Annotated in this window: 12 protein-coding genes; 4 read left to right on the top strand and 8 right to left on the bottom strand. The window is 49.6% G+C overall.

Features of this window, described 5'->3' with window-relative positions:
- Positions 1-123: 123 nt before the first annotated feature.
- The 3 genes from nagA to K3G25_RS16400 are packed head-to-tail and all read left to right on the top strand — an operon-like array spanning position 124 to position 2,781.
- Entirely contained in the window at positions 124-1,314 is a 1,191-nt protein-coding gene (nagA, locus tag K3G25_RS16410; RefSeq protein WP_017418834.1) for an N-acetylglucosamine-6-phosphate deacetylase, read from the top strand.
- Positions 1,311-2,036 carry a glucosamine-6-phosphate deaminase gene (gene nagB, locus K3G25_RS16405; protein WP_232489411.1) on the top strand — a complete coding sequence of 242 codons (726 nt, stop codon included), beginning with the start codon at positions 1,311-1,313 and terminating at the stop codon, positions 2,034-2,036. Before nagA ends, nagB begins: the two co-directional genes overlap by 4 nt.
- Before the next feature lie 13 nt (positions 2,037-2,049).
- Entirely contained in the window at positions 2,050-2,781 is a 732-nt protein-coding gene (locus K3G25_RS16400) for a GntR family transcriptional regulator (RefSeq protein WP_016937804.1), read from the top strand.
- Between the two features lie 144 nt (positions 2,782-2,925).
- Here K3G25_RS16400 and K3G25_RS16395 read toward each other — a convergent pair whose 3' ends face one another.
- The 6 genes from K3G25_RS16395 to K3G25_RS16370 all read right to left on the bottom strand — a co-directional run bounded on the left by K3G25_RS16395 (position 2,926) and on the right by K3G25_RS16370 (position 9,639).
- Positions 2,926-3,501 carry a TetR/AcrR family transcriptional regulator gene (locus tag K3G25_RS16395; protein ID WP_007614041.1) on the bottom strand — a complete coding sequence of 192 codons (576 nt, stop codon included), beginning with the start codon at positions 3,499-3,501 and terminating at the stop codon, positions 2,926-2,928.
- 167 nt (positions 3,502-3,668) lie between these two features.
- Positions 3,669-7,538: a metallophosphoesterase gene (locus K3G25_RS16390; protein ID WP_232489410.1), complete on the bottom strand. Its 3,870-nt coding sequence runs from the start codon at positions 7,536-7,538 to the stop codon at positions 3,669-3,671.
- A 93-nt stretch (positions 7,539-7,631) separates the two neighbouring features.
- Positions 7,632-7,991 carry a phage holin family protein gene (locus tag K3G25_RS16385; RefSeq protein WP_014418984.1) on the bottom strand — a complete coding sequence of 120 codons (360 nt, stop codon included), beginning with the start codon at positions 7,989-7,991 and terminating at the stop codon, positions 7,632-7,634.
- Positions 7,992-8,186, bottom strand: coding sequence for a PspC domain-containing protein (locus K3G25_RS16380; RefSeq protein ID WP_003151448.1), 195 nt, complete (start codon positions 8,184-8,186; stop codon positions 7,992-7,994).
- Between the two features lie 4 nt (positions 8,187-8,190).
- Positions 8,191-9,288 carry a DUF4097 family beta strand repeat-containing protein gene (locus K3G25_RS16375; RefSeq protein ID WP_029973515.1) on the bottom strand — a complete coding sequence of 366 codons (1,098 nt, stop codon included), beginning with the start codon at positions 9,286-9,288 and terminating at the stop codon, positions 8,191-8,193.
- A 24-nt stretch (positions 9,289-9,312) separates the two neighbouring features.
- Complete coding sequence (locus tag K3G25_RS16370; RefSeq protein WP_003151444.1) at positions 9,313-9,639, bottom strand: hypothetical protein; 327 nt, start codon at positions 9,637-9,639, stop codon at positions 9,313-9,315.
- A 197-nt stretch (positions 9,640-9,836) separates the two neighbouring features.
- On the opposite strand from K3G25_RS16370, the gene K3G25_RS16365 reads away from it, so the two are divergent.
- Positions 9,837-10,076, top strand: a complete 240-nt coding sequence (locus tag K3G25_RS16365; RefSeq protein WP_003151443.1) for a hypothetical protein — start codon at positions 9,837-9,839, stop codon at positions 10,074-10,076.
- Between the two features lie 48 nt (positions 10,077-10,124).
- On the opposite strand, the gene uvrA is transcribed toward K3G25_RS16365, so the two are convergent.
- Entirely contained in the window at positions 10,125-12,998 is a 2,874-nt protein-coding gene (gene uvrA / locus K3G25_RS16360) for an excinuclease ABC subunit UvrA (RefSeq protein ID WP_029973514.1), read from the bottom strand.
- A gap of 7 nt (positions 12,999-13,005) precedes the next feature.
- Positions 13,006-14,991 (bottom strand): excinuclease ABC subunit UvrB, encoded by a 1,986-nt coding sequence (uvrB, locus tag K3G25_RS16355; RefSeq protein WP_003151439.1) that lies wholly within the window; start codon positions 14,989-14,991, stop codon positions 13,006-13,008.
- Positions 14,992-15,016: the final 25 nt, after the last annotated feature.

Raw genomic sequence — 15,016 nt, 5'->3', positions numbered from 1 at the left:
ATTTTATCACTTTACCGTCTGAACCAAAACAGATTTATACAATTCCGGCATAACTGGTCTAGATAACTAGTCTGAAAAGGAGTAAAATAAAACTAACAACTAACCAGAAAGGCGTGTTTTAAAGTGGCTGAAAGCTTGTTAATCAGCGGTGCGGACATCGTAACAGAAGAAGAAATCATCCGAAACGGATTTCTCGGTATAAAGAACGGCATCATTTCTTACGCGGGGAAAACAAGACCGCAAGAAACGTATGAGAAGGAATGGAAGGCGCCCGAGGGTTCATATGCGCTTCCCGGAATGATTGATATCCATATTCACGGCGGATACGGCGCGGATACGATGGATGCTGATGTTGCAGCTCTTGATACAATGTCCGCCCGGCTGCCCGAAGAAGGAACAACCTCTTTTCTAGCGACAACGATCACACAGCAGCACGAAAACATTGAAAAAGCGCTCGTCAACGCCAAAAAATGGGCGTCTTCCTCACCGCAGGCCCAAAAAGGCGCTGAGTTGATCGGCATTCATTTAGAAGGACCGTTTGTCTCTCCGAAAAAGGCGGGAGCACAGCCGAAACAATGGATTACTCCTGCTGATGCCGGGCTCTTTCAGAAATGGGAGCGGCTCTCGGGAGGGCTGATCAAAATCGTGACGCTTGCGCCGGAAGAAGATCCTGATTTCAGCCTGATCCGTTATTTAAAAAACCAAAACATCATCCCGTCAATGGGACACACAGACGCGGGAGCCGAGCTTTTACAAAAAGCGGCGGATGCCGGGGCGGTGCATATGACGCACCTCTTCAACGCCATGAGCTCCTTTCATCACCGTGAGCCGGGGGGCATCGGCACGGCTCTCGCCTGCGGCCGCATCACGGCGGAGCTGATCACCGACGGCATTCATTCCCATCCTTTGGCCGTTAAGCTTGCCTATTTGGCGAAAGGAAGCCAAAACCTGATCATGATTACAGACTCCATGCGGGCAAAAGGGCTTAAGGACGGAGAATACGAGTTCGGCGGACAAAAAGTCACCGTTCGCGGGGACACGGCGCTTCTCTCTGACGGGACGCTGGCCGGTTCCATTTTAAAAATGAATGAAGGCGCAGCGCTCATGCGCAGGTTTACAAACTGCTCATGGCCGGATATAGCAAATATGACATCGGCAAATGCGGCCCGCCGCCTCGGCATATTCGACCGTAAAGGAAGCATCGCGGAAGGAAAAGACGCCGACGTTGTTCTGACGGACGGACAGTGCGGCGTGCTGGCCACGATTTGCCGCGGAAACACCGCATATATCTCAAGGGAGGCTGATTGGACATGAACGTTATCACATGCAGACATTATGAAGAATTAAGTGAAAAAGCCGCAGCGATTATCGCTGAAACAGTGAAACAAAAGCCGGATGCCGTTCTCGGCCTTGCGACGGGAGGCACTCCTGAAGGCGTATACAAAGAACTTGTGCGGATGCACCGCTCAGAAGGCTTGTCATTCCGAAATGTCACGACGATCAACCTTGATGAATACGCCGGGCTTTCTCCCGAGGACAAAAACAGCTATCATTATTATATGAATACACATTTTTTTGCACATATCGACAGCCGAAAGGACCGCCACTTTCTCCCTGACGGACGGGCAGACGATCTTGATGCCGAATGCGGACGCTATGACCGATTGATTCAAACACTCGGCGGAGCGGATATACAGCTTTTAGGCATCGGACACAACGGCCATATCGGCTTTAATGAACCCGGGACGCCATTTGAATCCCGAACCCATGTTGTTGAGCTGAATGAAGAGACAAGACAGGCGAATGCGCGGTACTTTCCGTCAATTGATCAAGTCCCTGTAAAAGCCCTGACAATGGGGATCGGGACGATTTTGTCCGGCAAACGGATTTTGATCATGGCATCCGGAAAAAGCAAGGCCCACGCGGTGAAGCAGCTTCTGGACGGGCGCATCAGCGAAGCATTCCCCGCCTCCGCCCTGCACGCGCATCCGGATGTGACGGTCTTGATTGATGAACAGGCTGCGGGCGGCGATTGAAAGGATTTGACCTATGCAGATTGATAAACAATCTCCGATTCCGATTTACTTTCAGATTATGGAACAATTAAAAACACAAATCAAAAACGGCGAGCTGAAAGCGGATGCGCTGCTTCCGTCGGAGCGGGAATACGCCGAACAATTCGGCATCAGCCGAATGACGGTGCGCCAAGCGCTTTCCAATCTGGTGAATGAAGGATTTTTATACAGGCAGAAAGGCCGGGGAACGTTCGTCAGCAAACTGAAGATGGAACAGCCGCTTCAAGGGCTGACAAGCTTTACGGAAGATATGAGAAGCCGGGGCATGAAGCCGGGGAGCAGACTTGCCGAATACCAGCTGATTCAGGCGACGGAAGAATTATCTTCTATCCTGGGATGCGGCTGTCCGGCAACGCTTCATAAAATCATCCGCGTCCGGCTGGCAAATGATATCCCGATGGCGATTGAAGCCTCGTACATTCCGTTTGACAAGGCGGGAAAACTGGACGCCTCCCATTTTCAATCATCCATGTATGAGCATATTGAAGCGTACAATCAGATGCCGATCTCACGGGCAAAACAAGAGCTTGAACCGGGAGCCGCTTCCGAGGAAGAAGCTGAGCTGCTCGGTATCCAGCCCGGCGCCCCCGTCCTCTATATCAAGCGGACCACTTATCTGCAGGACGGCACTGCCTTTGAGCACGTCAAATCCGCCTACAGAGGCGACCGCTACACATTCGTGCATTATATGGACAGGGTGAAATGAAACATCTCCAACCGTTACGGGTTGGAGATGTTTTTTTGATCTGCCATTTTCAAATCAAGCCGGTGAATGTTCTCTATGACTCTGTCAAAACAAAGAGGCTGGGGTTCTGGTAGCTATTTTTATAAAGAAAAGAGTCATAAAATGCTACCCTCTGTTTTGGACAATATACGGAACCTGTTTTGAAATCAGCAGCAGCGGTTCTTTGTTTTTATGAGCCAGTGAAAACATGATTGCGCCTTCAATCATCGAGTTGATTGTCACCCCGAGCTTCTCCGCTTCCTCTTGTTCAAACCCATGCTCAAGAAATTTTGCCGCAAACACATCCGTCCACTTCTTGAACACCTCAACACATGTGCATCTTAACGTTTCATTGATCAGAGCGGTCTCACCCGCCAGCAATCCAACCGGCACGCCCTCAATATTCTGCGGATCATTAAACTGTTCAGCCGTTACATGAATAAAGTGCTGAATCGCTTCTATAGGGTCCGCGAATTGAGACATACTATTCTGTATTTGCTTTTCAACGCATCTTCCCGTATATTTGATCGCCGCAATGGCGAGTTCTGCTTTTCCGTTTGGAAAGTGATGATACACAGACCCTCTGGGTGCTCCGCTCTCTTTTATAATTTGGTTCAAACCAGTCGCATGGTATCCCTGAATCTGAAAAAGATATGCAGAGGTTTGAATAATTCTTTCTTTTGTCCCGGTTTTACTGTTCATTATGTTTCCTCCTGCATATTACGAAAACCAATCGATTTTAGTATAGAAAAGGGACATAAAAAAGTCAAAAGCACTTATTACAGCAGGGCGCCGCCATTTACGTACAGAAAAAATCCTGCTGACCGTCAGATTTTCTTCTGAGCGATCAGCAGGCTGTATTTTTTTCGTTATGGGTTTGAGGCATGCCTGAAATCAAACTGATCCGGAGCCGGGCGATACGGCGTATTTCCCGTTTTGAACATCCACAGCGGTGATATTGTTTTGCCGTTGTACGGGTCCTTAACGACGGTGTACCAGTAATAAACGGAATCAGGCTGCAGGCCGTCCCAGACCCAATTTGCGGTTTTTCCGCTTTTTACGTGTTTTTTATGACCGAGCAGTTCGTTCGTATAGACGTTGCATTCAAAATAATCGGTCGCCACCCTTTTCCTCTTCGGCTGTAAATCCATTTCTGCTGAGAATTCGTCTTTATCAGCGAACAGATCGGTGTCATAGTAATTGATGTCATCCGTGTACGGCGAGTAGGAGAACATGTGAACCTGATTGGCGGCCTGATCGAATTGCATCATGCGCATAAAGCCCTGTCCCCCTTCCGGACCGTCCTGGTAGTCGGTCAGAATTTGGTGGACGAGGCGGTCCGGTTTTCCGTCCCCGTCATCGTCAAGCGCATCGGTTTTTTTCATGGCGTTATGGTAATGGCCGCTTAATACCATCGCCACATTGCGATTCGGCTTGACGACTTTTCGATAGATCGTTTCCCCGATCGGACTTCGATTTCCGCTCACAAGCAAGTACTCATGAAAGCATAAGATGGCGGTTCGGTCCGGATACCTCTTCAGCACTTGATTGATCCAGTCAATCTCTTGTTCCGTAATGCCCCAGCCCATATAAATCATAATAAAATCGTTCCCGCTTGCCGACAGCAGATCATAATGCCCGCGGTTATTTTTGTATGATCCGCCGTAATGCATGTTCTGTTCAAACCGGCGGCTCCCGAAGAAATCCCCGAAGGTTCGGTATGTGCCGTCTTTATGGCCGACGTCGTGATTGCCGGCAAGCACTCCGTACGGAATCCCCGCCTTATCAAGCGTCCGCATGGAGTGATCGGCGTTTTTCCACTGTTTCATCACCATTGAATCATCGACGATATCACCAGTATGAAAGACATATTTAATATTGTGCTTTTCCTTATTTTCTTTGATCCACTCCGTCATTTTGTCAAAAATGTGCGGGTGCCCTTGTGCGTAATACTGTGTATCCGACATCCAGACAAACGTATAATTGCCTTTCGCAGGTATTTGATCCTGCACGATGACATTCATTTTTGAGTTCTTCACCACATCCGCTGCGGAAACGGCGGCTTTTAATGTAAACGGCTTTTTATCTTTGGCAAGGACGCTGTCCGCCTCCTGCCAGCGGCTTGTCCGGTAATTCCAAATATACATGGTTACCTTTCGGCCGGGCAGAGAGCTTCCTTTCCAGACCGCCTCGGCCAGATCCGTTTCGTCGATAGACGGGTCAACGGAGACTTCGAACCGGTGATAAGGAAAACGCTCCATACTTTCCGCCGAAACGGTTTTTCCGTCATTTGCCGAGATGCGGTTCATTTCCGGCAGGGTAAACGGCATTTCATTTTCTTTTATGCCCCTCGGCGGTTCCGTTAATGAGGCGTGTTTATACACTTTCACGCTGCCCGGATTCCGCGCGGTATAACGGAAGCCCCGGTAAAATGATACATTCATGTCATCCTTCGTCGGGTCTTTTACCCGGACGGACAGCTTTGCTTTGTGGGCGCCGATTTTTTGATCAGCAAGCTCCGGCTGGTTCGGCTCCTCCCGTTTGATATGGAAGGTGCGGACGGAGGTTGTTTCATTTCCGGCAAGGTCTGCCGCAATGATAGTAAGGGTATGTTTTCCGGGCTTAAGATCGGCTGATGACGTGTGATGCGGGAGCGTAATGCTTTCTCCGTCCAAAAACGCTTTGACCTCTTCCACTTTGCTCCATTTGTCACGGATGTCCGCATTCAGCTCAACATTACCTTTCAGCGCCGCGCCTTCTTTAATATTCGGGACAATCTTCGGCCCCGTATTGTCCACCCGCACAGACTGGCTCAGCTGCTCCTCACCGTCGCTAACAAAAATGTGGTGATAGCCTTCAGAAAGCTTCGCCGTATTCCACGGCAGCAGCCGTGACGTAAACAAGTGATCCGGCAGGCTGAATGAGAAGGTCTTCTGCTGATTCGCCCGCCTGCCGTCACCGATAAACAGCTGCTCAGCCGGATCCGTCTTCCCGTCTTTGATCACCGTTCCGTCCGAAAGCACCAGACGGGCATGTTTCACGACAAAATCATCCCGATTCTCTCCCGTGTCATACGGAGAAACCTTTGAGCCCGAACGGATGGATACTTTCTGTGTTTTGCCCCCTTTTTGCAGCAGACGTTCCGGAAGGAGAACCGAGTGCGTTCTGTAGCGGTGAGACGGATCGTCAAAAATGTGCAGCACCTCGTTTTCCATCATGACGGTGTTTTGAAAATAAAGATTCGTTTTCCGGGCATCGAAGGCGAAATAGACTTCTTTTTCCAAGGCCGGCCGGGTCTCCTGCCGTTTGCCGTCAATCCACAGCTTGATCTTATCGGGGCTGACGTCGGAAGTCGCTTTGAGCAGATAGGTGCCGGATATCGTATCTTCGGGTTCAACATTCATTCTGAGTCCGTGTGATTTGCTCGTCTGTTCAATGTCAATCATCTTGACGGGCGTTTTTGCTTCATTTTCTCCATCACTGGCTGCGATATAATACTCAAGCTGATCCTGGCCGAGCAGTTCCGGGGAATAAAGAATGTGATGGTATAAGCTGTCGTTGCGGTCTTTTTCGGCCAGAATTCGTTTGAATGGTTTTTTCTCATTGGTCCGGTAATAAAACGCGGCTGTTTTGACAAGGTTTTTGTCTTTTATGTCAGCCTTTAATTCAATGCTTTCAGCGGGCCGGACGGGCTTTCTGTCTGTAAGGTCTTCGATGACCGGTTTTTCCTTGTCAGGTTTTATCACCCTTTTCTGCTGCGGGATCTGCGCCTGAAAAACAGAGCCCGGTGACGGCTTATGCTCGCTCGTGGAGATCCTCAGCAATTCTCCCGTTCCGTTCAGCGGATATTTGTACAGCAAAGAAGTCAGCCGGCGGAAAGCGTGTTTCCGGTAATGCGCTGAGGCGATACCCTTTCCGGTATTTGCCGACAGCACCACCGTACGCGGGCGGCCGTTGGACATTCCGTCCGTCCCTTCGATGACGGCGAGATGTTTTCCCTCCTTCAGGCGTGTCCCGTAATAGCGGTTGAAATCATCTATCGTCAGTTCTGATGCGGCGCGTCTCAGCCAAAACACGTAAGTCCCGCCTGACGGAATGACGGTATCTTCTTTCGGCCTCCATATCATATCTGATTCCGGCCCTTCCTTCGGATAGCGGTAGCGGATGTGATAGTCTTTAAAATGAATGGGCCTGTCCGTCGTGTTATACACCTCGATAAATTCATAGGCATCAGCGCCGTCTTCATTTTTCGTATCAACCGCAAGCTCCGTAATCATCAGCTCGGGAATATGATTCAAATCGGCTTGATAGCCGTCCAGCTTCAGCCGCTTTTTCTCCGATTCCGCCCGCTGTCTGCCGTTGGTGAAAACGAGGTAATATTCCAATTCTCCATTCCAGATATCCCGTTTTGAAACCTGGGCCGTAAACAGCCGGATTGCGCCTGGCGCGGGCTCCATCGGCACCATTTTAAACCCCAGCTCATTGCTTTGTTTATAAAAAAGAAACGCCGAAAACGCTTGATAGTCAGCATTCCGTACATGAGCCTGTATGAACAGGTTTCTTTTCATTTCCGCCTTTACTTCGATTTGGGGAGGATTCTCCAGAAGCGGTATGTAATGAGGCGGCTGTCCGAATTCCTGCTGATTCACGGGGATTGCCGATTCTTTGCGCGCCGCATCCGCAGAAGGACTTACACAAAGCAAACCAATCAGAAAAAAGAGCGTCATCACAAGTTTCATCTCATTACCTCCCTATGCATTATGTTGCGTCAGGAGGCCGCCGCTTATGTAAACCGCACATAAAAAAGCTGCCCTCTCGGGACAGCTCGTTTTTTACCCTTTTCTAAGCGGCTCCAATATGCCTTTTTGAATCAGCAAGTGGAAAACGGACAGCACGACGGATGCCCAAATGGCGGTGCCGAACCCGTCAATCTGAAAGCTGTCTCCCATCAAGGCTGCGGTCATCATTAACGTAATGGCGTTGATGACAAACAGAAAGAGGCCGAGGGTCACAACCGTGACGGGCAATGTCAATATGACGATGATCGGTTTGATCAGCACATTTAACACAGAAAGAATCACACTGGCGATGACAGCCGCTCCGATACTGCTGATATGGACGGAATCAAAATATCCCGCGATAACGATTAATAATAACGCATTTACTAAAATGCTGACTGCCCATTTGATCATTTATTTCAAATCTCCTTCTAAAGGTACGACAAAACACCAGATAATATATACAATCGGCACGATTCCGCTCGTGACAAGCGCTAATACAACGGTGATAATGCGCAAAAGCGACGCATCCATATTGATGTACTCCGCCAAACCGCCGACGACACCGGCGATTTTACGGTTTTTTTCTGAACGGTAAAGTCTTTTCATCCAATCACCTCTGAGTATGCTTGAGCTTAATGGCTCCTGTTAACGATTCTGAGAAAATCGAGAGATGCTGATCATGGCCTTGATTTGATGCCAGCATCAGTTCTTTTTGAATGGTATCATTCTTTTCCTTTAAAATTTCCGCATCAATCAGCTCATGGCTGAGAGAGCCGAGATTGCTTTTCAGCTCCGCTTTCACCGCCGAATCATCAGGCAGAGCGATCTCCACGTTTCCGGTCGTCGTTTTCGTGTAGATGGAGCGGCAGTGCGGCGCTGTCACGGTAAGCATGATATTGCCGTTAAAGCTTTGAACGTCAATGGATTCACTCGATCCGCGCAAATCAATCAAGCCGTTGATCGTTTCCGCTTCAATCGCGCCGCATTGATGTCCGGCCAGCTTGATTTGTCCGTTAGCCGTTTCCGCCGACGCTTTATCAGCCGTCAAATGAGAGAATGACAGTACGCCGTTTGTCGTTTTCGCCGAGAATTCTTTTACATGTAAATGTTCCCCTCTGATCGGTCCGTTAAACAGCTTCACTCTTATCTTATCGTACTCTTTCTGGGGAACATAAAGCGTGACATTCGTTTTCATCGTTTTCTTTTCCGTGCGGACAAAAAACTTATTGCCCTTCACTTCACACTCAATGTGCTGAAGAAATGCGGTGCGCGCCGCCTCCTGACTGTCCGCCCGGTACACTTTCGCCTGGCACTCCGCTCTGATATCTTCATCCGCCCACGGCACGATATTGACGCTGCCGTTTGCGATCTGCATATCAATGGCCGAGAATTCACTGTCTTTAAATTGAAAAATATGCTGCACTTCGTGTGCGTGGCCGAAATTCAGGTCAAGATCCGCTTCCTTCACTTTTTTGACGGCAGAATCAATCCAGTCGAACAGCTTCGCCCCGAGCGACGGCTTTTGGCTTCCTTTTGCCCCGCTTTCGAAACCTTCCGCAGGTTCCTGGACCTCCGCAGATAATGCGGTGATCTGCTCTTCTTTTTCTTTATATTCATGATCCAGTTTTTCAATGAGCGTCAGTGCTTCCTGCGCCGTCAGCATGCCGTCTTCCACAAGCTTTAAAATCCGTTCTTTCTCCTGTTTCATACAAAACTCCTCCCCCGACTTTTCTTACACCTGGCGTAACACCTTAATTCCCTGCACGATATTCCAAATGACCATTCCGATGAGGATCAGAAAATAAACAGCTGCTCCTGTTATCATAACAAAAACGGGCACCATACTCTCCCCTTGAGCCGTAATCAATCCGCCGACAACACCCGCGGTCACAATCAGCAATCCCGCAAACGGAATGATATGGGAAATCAGAGCGCGCATGGCATGCCGCTTCGTCTCTTTTTCATCGACGACAAAGTAAGCCACAATCGGAAGAATGAGCGGCGCGAGAAACACGCTGAAATAACAGATTGATGCGATAATCGCTTGATTTCGGTTCAATAAAAACACTCCCTGTGCCGTAATGTAAAAACCCTTCCTTATACATACGTATGACGAATGGGCGGGTTTCATTTTCATGCTAAGGACATGCTTCGTTATACGTAATTTTTGATTTCAGAGATTTCACTATAGAATCTTTTCCCCGAACCGATTACAATATGTAACAAAGCCTGACCGTATGCAAGGAGGACATACAAATGGAGAAAGATCCCGAAAACGCCCAAGTAACGGAAGAGAGTCTTCGAAATTTAATTCGCGAACAGAAAAGAATGAACAGCGAAATGCTGGCTGAATTGGAACAGATCAAAGCAGCCCCTCTTCCCATTTCCCATGATATCCAATATATAAAAGTGCTGCTGGACAGCAGCAGCACCCATATTCTGCAGGACTTAATGCATTTAAGCAGACAGCTTCCCCAACAGAAAAAAAGCCTGTAACAACAACAGCCCAAAACCGATGAGTTTTGGGCTGTTTTTATTGATCTATTACGTGGCTGCCGTTTCTTTTTCGGCCAGCAATGTTTTCATCCGTTTTCTATCTCGTTCCATTACCGGTTTCAGATAGCGGCCTGTATATGATTCTTTCACTTCGACAACTTCTTCAGGCGTCCCGGAGGCTACAATCGTGCCGCCGCCCGCTCCGCCTTCAGGTCCCAGATCGACGATGTAGTCCGCCGTTTTAATGATATCGAGATTATGTTCAATGACCAAAACGGTATCTCCGTTATCGACGAGTCTTTGAAGCACAACCAAAAGCCTTGCGATATCATCAACGTGGAGGCCTGTCGTCGGTTCGTCCAAAATATACAGCGTCCGGCCGGTGGAACGCTTATGCAGTTCGGAAGCAAGCTTGACGCGCTGCGCTTCTCCGCCTGACAGCGTCGTCGCCGGCTGGCCGAGCGTCACATACCCGAGTCCGACATCGGCAAGCGTTTGAAGCTTGCGTTTGATTTTCGGGATATTTTCAAAGAAAGACAGAGCATCTTCCACCGTCATATCCAGAACGTCAGAAATGCTTTTTCCTTTGTATGTGACCTCCAGCGTCTCCCGGTTGTAACGTTTGCCGTGGCACACTTCACACGGAACGTACACGTCAGGAAGGAAGTGCATCTCAATTTTAATGATGCCGTCGCCGCGGCAGGCCTCACAGCGCCCGCCTTTTACATTAAAACTGAACCGGCCTTTTTTATAGCCGCGCACCTTTGCTTCATTTGTCTGCGCGAATACATCGCGGATATCATCAAACACGCCCGTGTAAGTTGCCGGGTTTGATCTCGGTGTCCGGCCGATCGGCGCCTGGTCGATGTCGATCACCTTATCAAGGTGGTCAAGGCCTTTGATTTCTTTATGGCTTCCCGGTTTCGCTTTGGCTTTATGAAGCTTTTGCGCAAGCGCCTTATGCAGAATTTCATTCACAAGCGTGCTTTTTCCGGAACCGGACACACCTGTCACCGCCGTAAAAGTGCCGAGCGGGAATTTGGCGTTCGCTTTTTTCAGGTTGTTTTCTGAAGCGCCTTTGATTTCAATGAACCGGCCGTCAGGCTTTCTTCTCTCCGGAGGCATCGGGATGAATTGAGCCCCTGACAAATAACGTCCGGTCAGAGAGTCCGCATCATTCATCACTTCTTCAGGCGTCCCCGCCGATATGACGCGGCCGCCGTGAATGCCGGCACCCGGACCGATATCTATCAAATAATCGGCAGCCATCATCGTATCTTCATCATGCTCCACGACAATCAGTGTGTTGCCGAGATCCCTCATGTTTTTCAGCGCGCTGATCAGACGGTCATTGTCACGCTGGTGAAGGCCGATGGACGGCTCATCAAGAATGTACAGGACGCCTGACAAACGGGAGCCGATCTGCGTCGCAAGCCTGATACGCTGGGCTTCTCCGCCTGACAGCGTTCCCGCCGCCCGGCTCAGCGTCAGGTAATCAAGACCGACTTTATCTAAGAAGCTGAGCCGCTCCACAATCTCTCTTAAAATTAAATCGGCAATCTGCATATCTTTCTCAGACAGCGTCAGGTTTTTGAAAAATTCCAGCGCATCGCCGACGGAAAGCTCGGTAATGGTGCCGATATGGCGCCCGTTGACCAAAACGGCAAGCGCTTCTTTCTTCAGCCGGTAGCCTTTGCACGTCGGGCACGGCTTCTGTGACATGTACTGCTCCATCTGTTCACGGATATAATCGGAGCTTGTCTCTTTATACCGTCTCTCGATATTGCGCAGCACACCTTCAAATTCAATTTCATTTTCGCGCACTTGTCCGAAATCATTCTCGTATTTAAAGTAGATCCGTTCATCGCCGCTGCCGTACAGCACTTTATCAAGCTGATGCTTCGGCAGGTCTTTGACCGGAGTCTCCATATCAATGCCGTAATGGCAGCAGACCGCCTGAAGCAGCTGCGGATAATATTGTGAACTGATCGGCGTCCACGGCGCGATGGCGTGTTCTTTTAATGACAGCTCAGGATTGGGAATGACGAGCTCAGGGTCCACTTCCAGCTTCAAGCCGAGACCGTCACAAGTCGGGCAGGCGCCGAACGGGCTGTTAAACGAAAACAGCCGGGGTTCAAGCTCTCCGATAGAAAAACCGCACAGCGGACAGGCGTGATGCTCGCTGAACATCAGCTCCTCCTGACCGATGATATCTATCATGACACGGCCTTCCCCTAAGCGGAGCGCGGTTTCCAGTGAGTCGGAAAGCCGGGCGGCAACCCCTTCCTTGACGACAATCCGGTCAATGACTACTTCAATGGAATGCTTTTTGTTTTTTTCAAGTTCAATATCGTCGGAAAGCTCGGCCATTTCTCCGTCAATCCGCACCCTTACGTAACCTTGCTTTCTGATTTGGTCAAGCGCTTTGACATGGGCGCCTTTTCTGCCTGAGATGATCGGCGCAAGCACTTGAAGCTTCGTCCGCTCCGGATATTCAAGAATCCGGTCAACCATCTGTTCAATCGTTTGCGACGTAATTTCAATGCCGTGCTCCGGGCAGTGCGGCTTCCCGACTCTCGCGTACAGCAGCCGGAGATAATCATAAATCTCCGTTACCGTTCCGACGGTTGACCGCGGATTGCGGCTCGTCGTTTTCTGGTCAATGCTGATCGCCGGAGAAAGCCCTTCGATCGCATCAACGTCCGGCTTATCCATCTGCCCTAAAAATTGGCGCGCATAGGCAGAAAGCGATTCAACATACCGCCTCTGTCCTTCCGCGTAAATGGTGTCAAAGGCAAGGGATGATTTTCCCGATCCGGACAGCCCCGTCACGACGACGAGCTGATCCCGCGGAATCGTTACATCAATGTTTTTTAAATTGTGCGCCCTTGCGCCTTTCACCTCGATCCGGTCAATTGCCATGTGTTCATCATCCTTCCGCTTTAAGCTCTAACAGTAAATCACGAAGCTCTGCCGCCCGCTCGAAATCAAGCGCTCTGGCCGCTTCTTTCATTTCGTGCTCCATTTGCTCAACGACTTTCTGGCGTTCTTTCTTCGTCATCTTCGCCAGTTTAGGCGCGGCTTTTGTTTTATATTCTTCTTTATCCTCAGCGGCCTGCGTCGCGCGGATCACATCGCGGATTTCCTTATTGATCGTTTGCGGCGTAATGCCGTGAATTTCGTTAAAGCGCTCCTGCTGTTCCCGGCGGCGCTTCGTTTCATTAATCGCGATTTCCATCGAATTCGTGATTTTATCGGCATACATGATGACGCGGCCTTCCGCGTTTCGTGCCGCCCGTCCGATCGTCTGAATCAGCGAACGCTCAGAACGGAGAAAGCCTTCTTTATCCGCATCGAGAATGGCGACAAGTGACACTTCCGGAATATCAAGCCCTTCCCTCAGCAGGTTGATGCCGATTAACACATCATGTTTTCCGAGGCGGAGGTCACGGATGATTTCAATCCGTTCAAGCGTCTTAATCTCGGAATGCAGATAATTGACCTTGATGCCGATTTCCTTGAGATAATCGGTCAGATCCTCTGACATTTTTTTCGTTAAAGTCGTCACGAGAACGCGTTCATTCCGTTCAATCCTCGCCTGTATCTCGCCGATCAGATCATCAATCTGTCCTTCGATCGGCCGGACGTCAATGAGGGGATCGAGGAGTCCCGTCGGTCTGATGATCTGCTCGATCATTTCCGGCGTATGCTCAATTTCATACGGTCCCGGAGTCGCCGACACGTACACGATATTGTGCATGTGTTTCTCAAATTCCTCGAATCGGAGCGGACGGTTGTCAAGCGCTGACGGCAGGCGGAACCCGTGATCGACAAGCACCTGTTTTCTCGCCTGGTCACCGTTGAACATGCCGCGCACCTGCGGAATCGTCACATGTGATTCATCAACGACAATCATAAAATCATCCGGAAAATAATCAAGCAGCGTATACGGCGTAGAGCCCGGCGGTCGGAGCGTCAAATGTCTTGAATAGTTCTCGATCCCTGAGCAAAAACCCATTTCCCGCATCATTTCAAGATCATATCTCGTCCGCTGCTCAAGCCGCTGCGCTTCAAGGAGCTTGCCGTTTTCGTGCATCACTTTCAAGCGCTCCTCAAGCTCCTGTTCAATATTCAGAATCGCTTTTTCCATCTTTTCCGCCCGGGTGACGAAGTGGGAAGCCGGGAAAATCGCGACATGGTCACGGTCGCCGAGAATTTCTCCGGTCAAAGCGTCGACCTCTCTGATCCGCTCAATTTCATCTCCGAAAAATTCCACTCTGATACAATGTTCGTCACGGGAAGCCGGGAAGATTTCCACAACGTCTCCGCGCACGCGGAACGTCCCGCGCTGAAAGTCGATATCATTGCGGGCATACTGGATATCCACAAGCTTTCTCAGCAGCTCGTTCCGCTCAATCTCCATTTCCGGTCTGAGCGACACAACCATTTCCCGGTATTCTTCAGGCGAACCGAGACCGTATATGCATGACACACTCGCAATAATAATGACATCTCTCCGTTCAAACAGAGAGGATGTCGCGGAGTGTCTCAGTTTATCAATTTCATCATTAATGCTTGCGTCTTTCTCTATAAAAGTATCCGTTTGAGGCACGTACGCCTCCGGCTGATAGTAATCGTAATAGCTGACAAAATATTCGACAGCATTGTTCGGGAAAAACTCCTTAAACTCGCTGTACAGCTGTCCGGCAAGGGTTTTGTTATGGGCAATGACCAGTGTCGGTTTATTCACTTCTTTAATCAGATTGGACACGGTAAAGGTTTTGCCCGTCCCTGTCGCACCCAGGAGAGTCTGGTGTTTTCTGCCTTCCTGTATGCCTTTGACAAGCTTCTCAATCGCTTGCGGCTGATCTCCCTGGGGCTGATATTTCGAGACTAACTCAAAACGATCTTTCACAAAAAAGCCTCCGTTTCTTTACGAA

Source organism: Bacillus sp. FCW2, from assembly GCF_021228595.1.
Lineage (GTDB): Bacteria > Bacillota > Bacilli > Bacillales > Bacillaceae > Bacillus > Bacillus velezensis.
The sequence above is the reverse complement of the archived record's forward strand: the minus strand, read 5'-3'. Positions and strand labels throughout refer to the sequence as shown.

Bases quoted from the DNA above. Each gene is read 5' to 3' on its own strand.
- nagB (WP_232489411.1), top strand. From the start codon at position 1,311: ATGAACGTTATCACATGCAGACATTATGAAGAATTAAGTGAAAAAGCC.
- K3G25_RS16400 (WP_016937804.1), top strand. From the start codon at position 2,050: ATGCAGATTGATAAACAATCTCCGATTCCGATTTACTTTCAGATTATG.
- K3G25_RS16395 (WP_007614041.1), bottom strand. From the start codon at position 3,501: ATGAACAGTAAAACCGGGACAAAAGAAAGAATTATTCAAACCTCTGCA.
- K3G25_RS16390 (WP_232489410.1), bottom strand. From the start codon at position 7,538: ATGAAACTTGTGATGACGCTCTTTTTTCTGATTGGTTTGCTTTGTGTA.
- K3G25_RS16385 (WP_014418984.1), bottom strand. From the start codon at position 7,991: ATGATCAAATGGGCAGTCAGCATTTTAGTAAATGCGTTATTATTAATC.
- K3G25_RS16380 (WP_003151448.1), bottom strand. From the start codon at position 8,186: ATGAAAAGACTTTACCGTTCAGAAAAAAACCGTAAAATCGCCGGTGTC.
- K3G25_RS16375 (WP_029973515.1), bottom strand. From the start codon at position 9,288: ATGAAACAGGAGAAAGAACGGATTTTAAAGCTTGTGGAAGACGGCATG.
- K3G25_RS16365 (WP_003151443.1), top strand. From the start codon at position 9,837: ATGGAGAAAGATCCCGAAAACGCCCAAGTAACGGAAGAGAGTCTTCGA.
- uvrA (WP_029973514.1), bottom strand. From the start codon at position 12,998: ATGGCAATTGACCGGATCGAGGTGAAAGGCGCAAGGGCGCACAATTTA.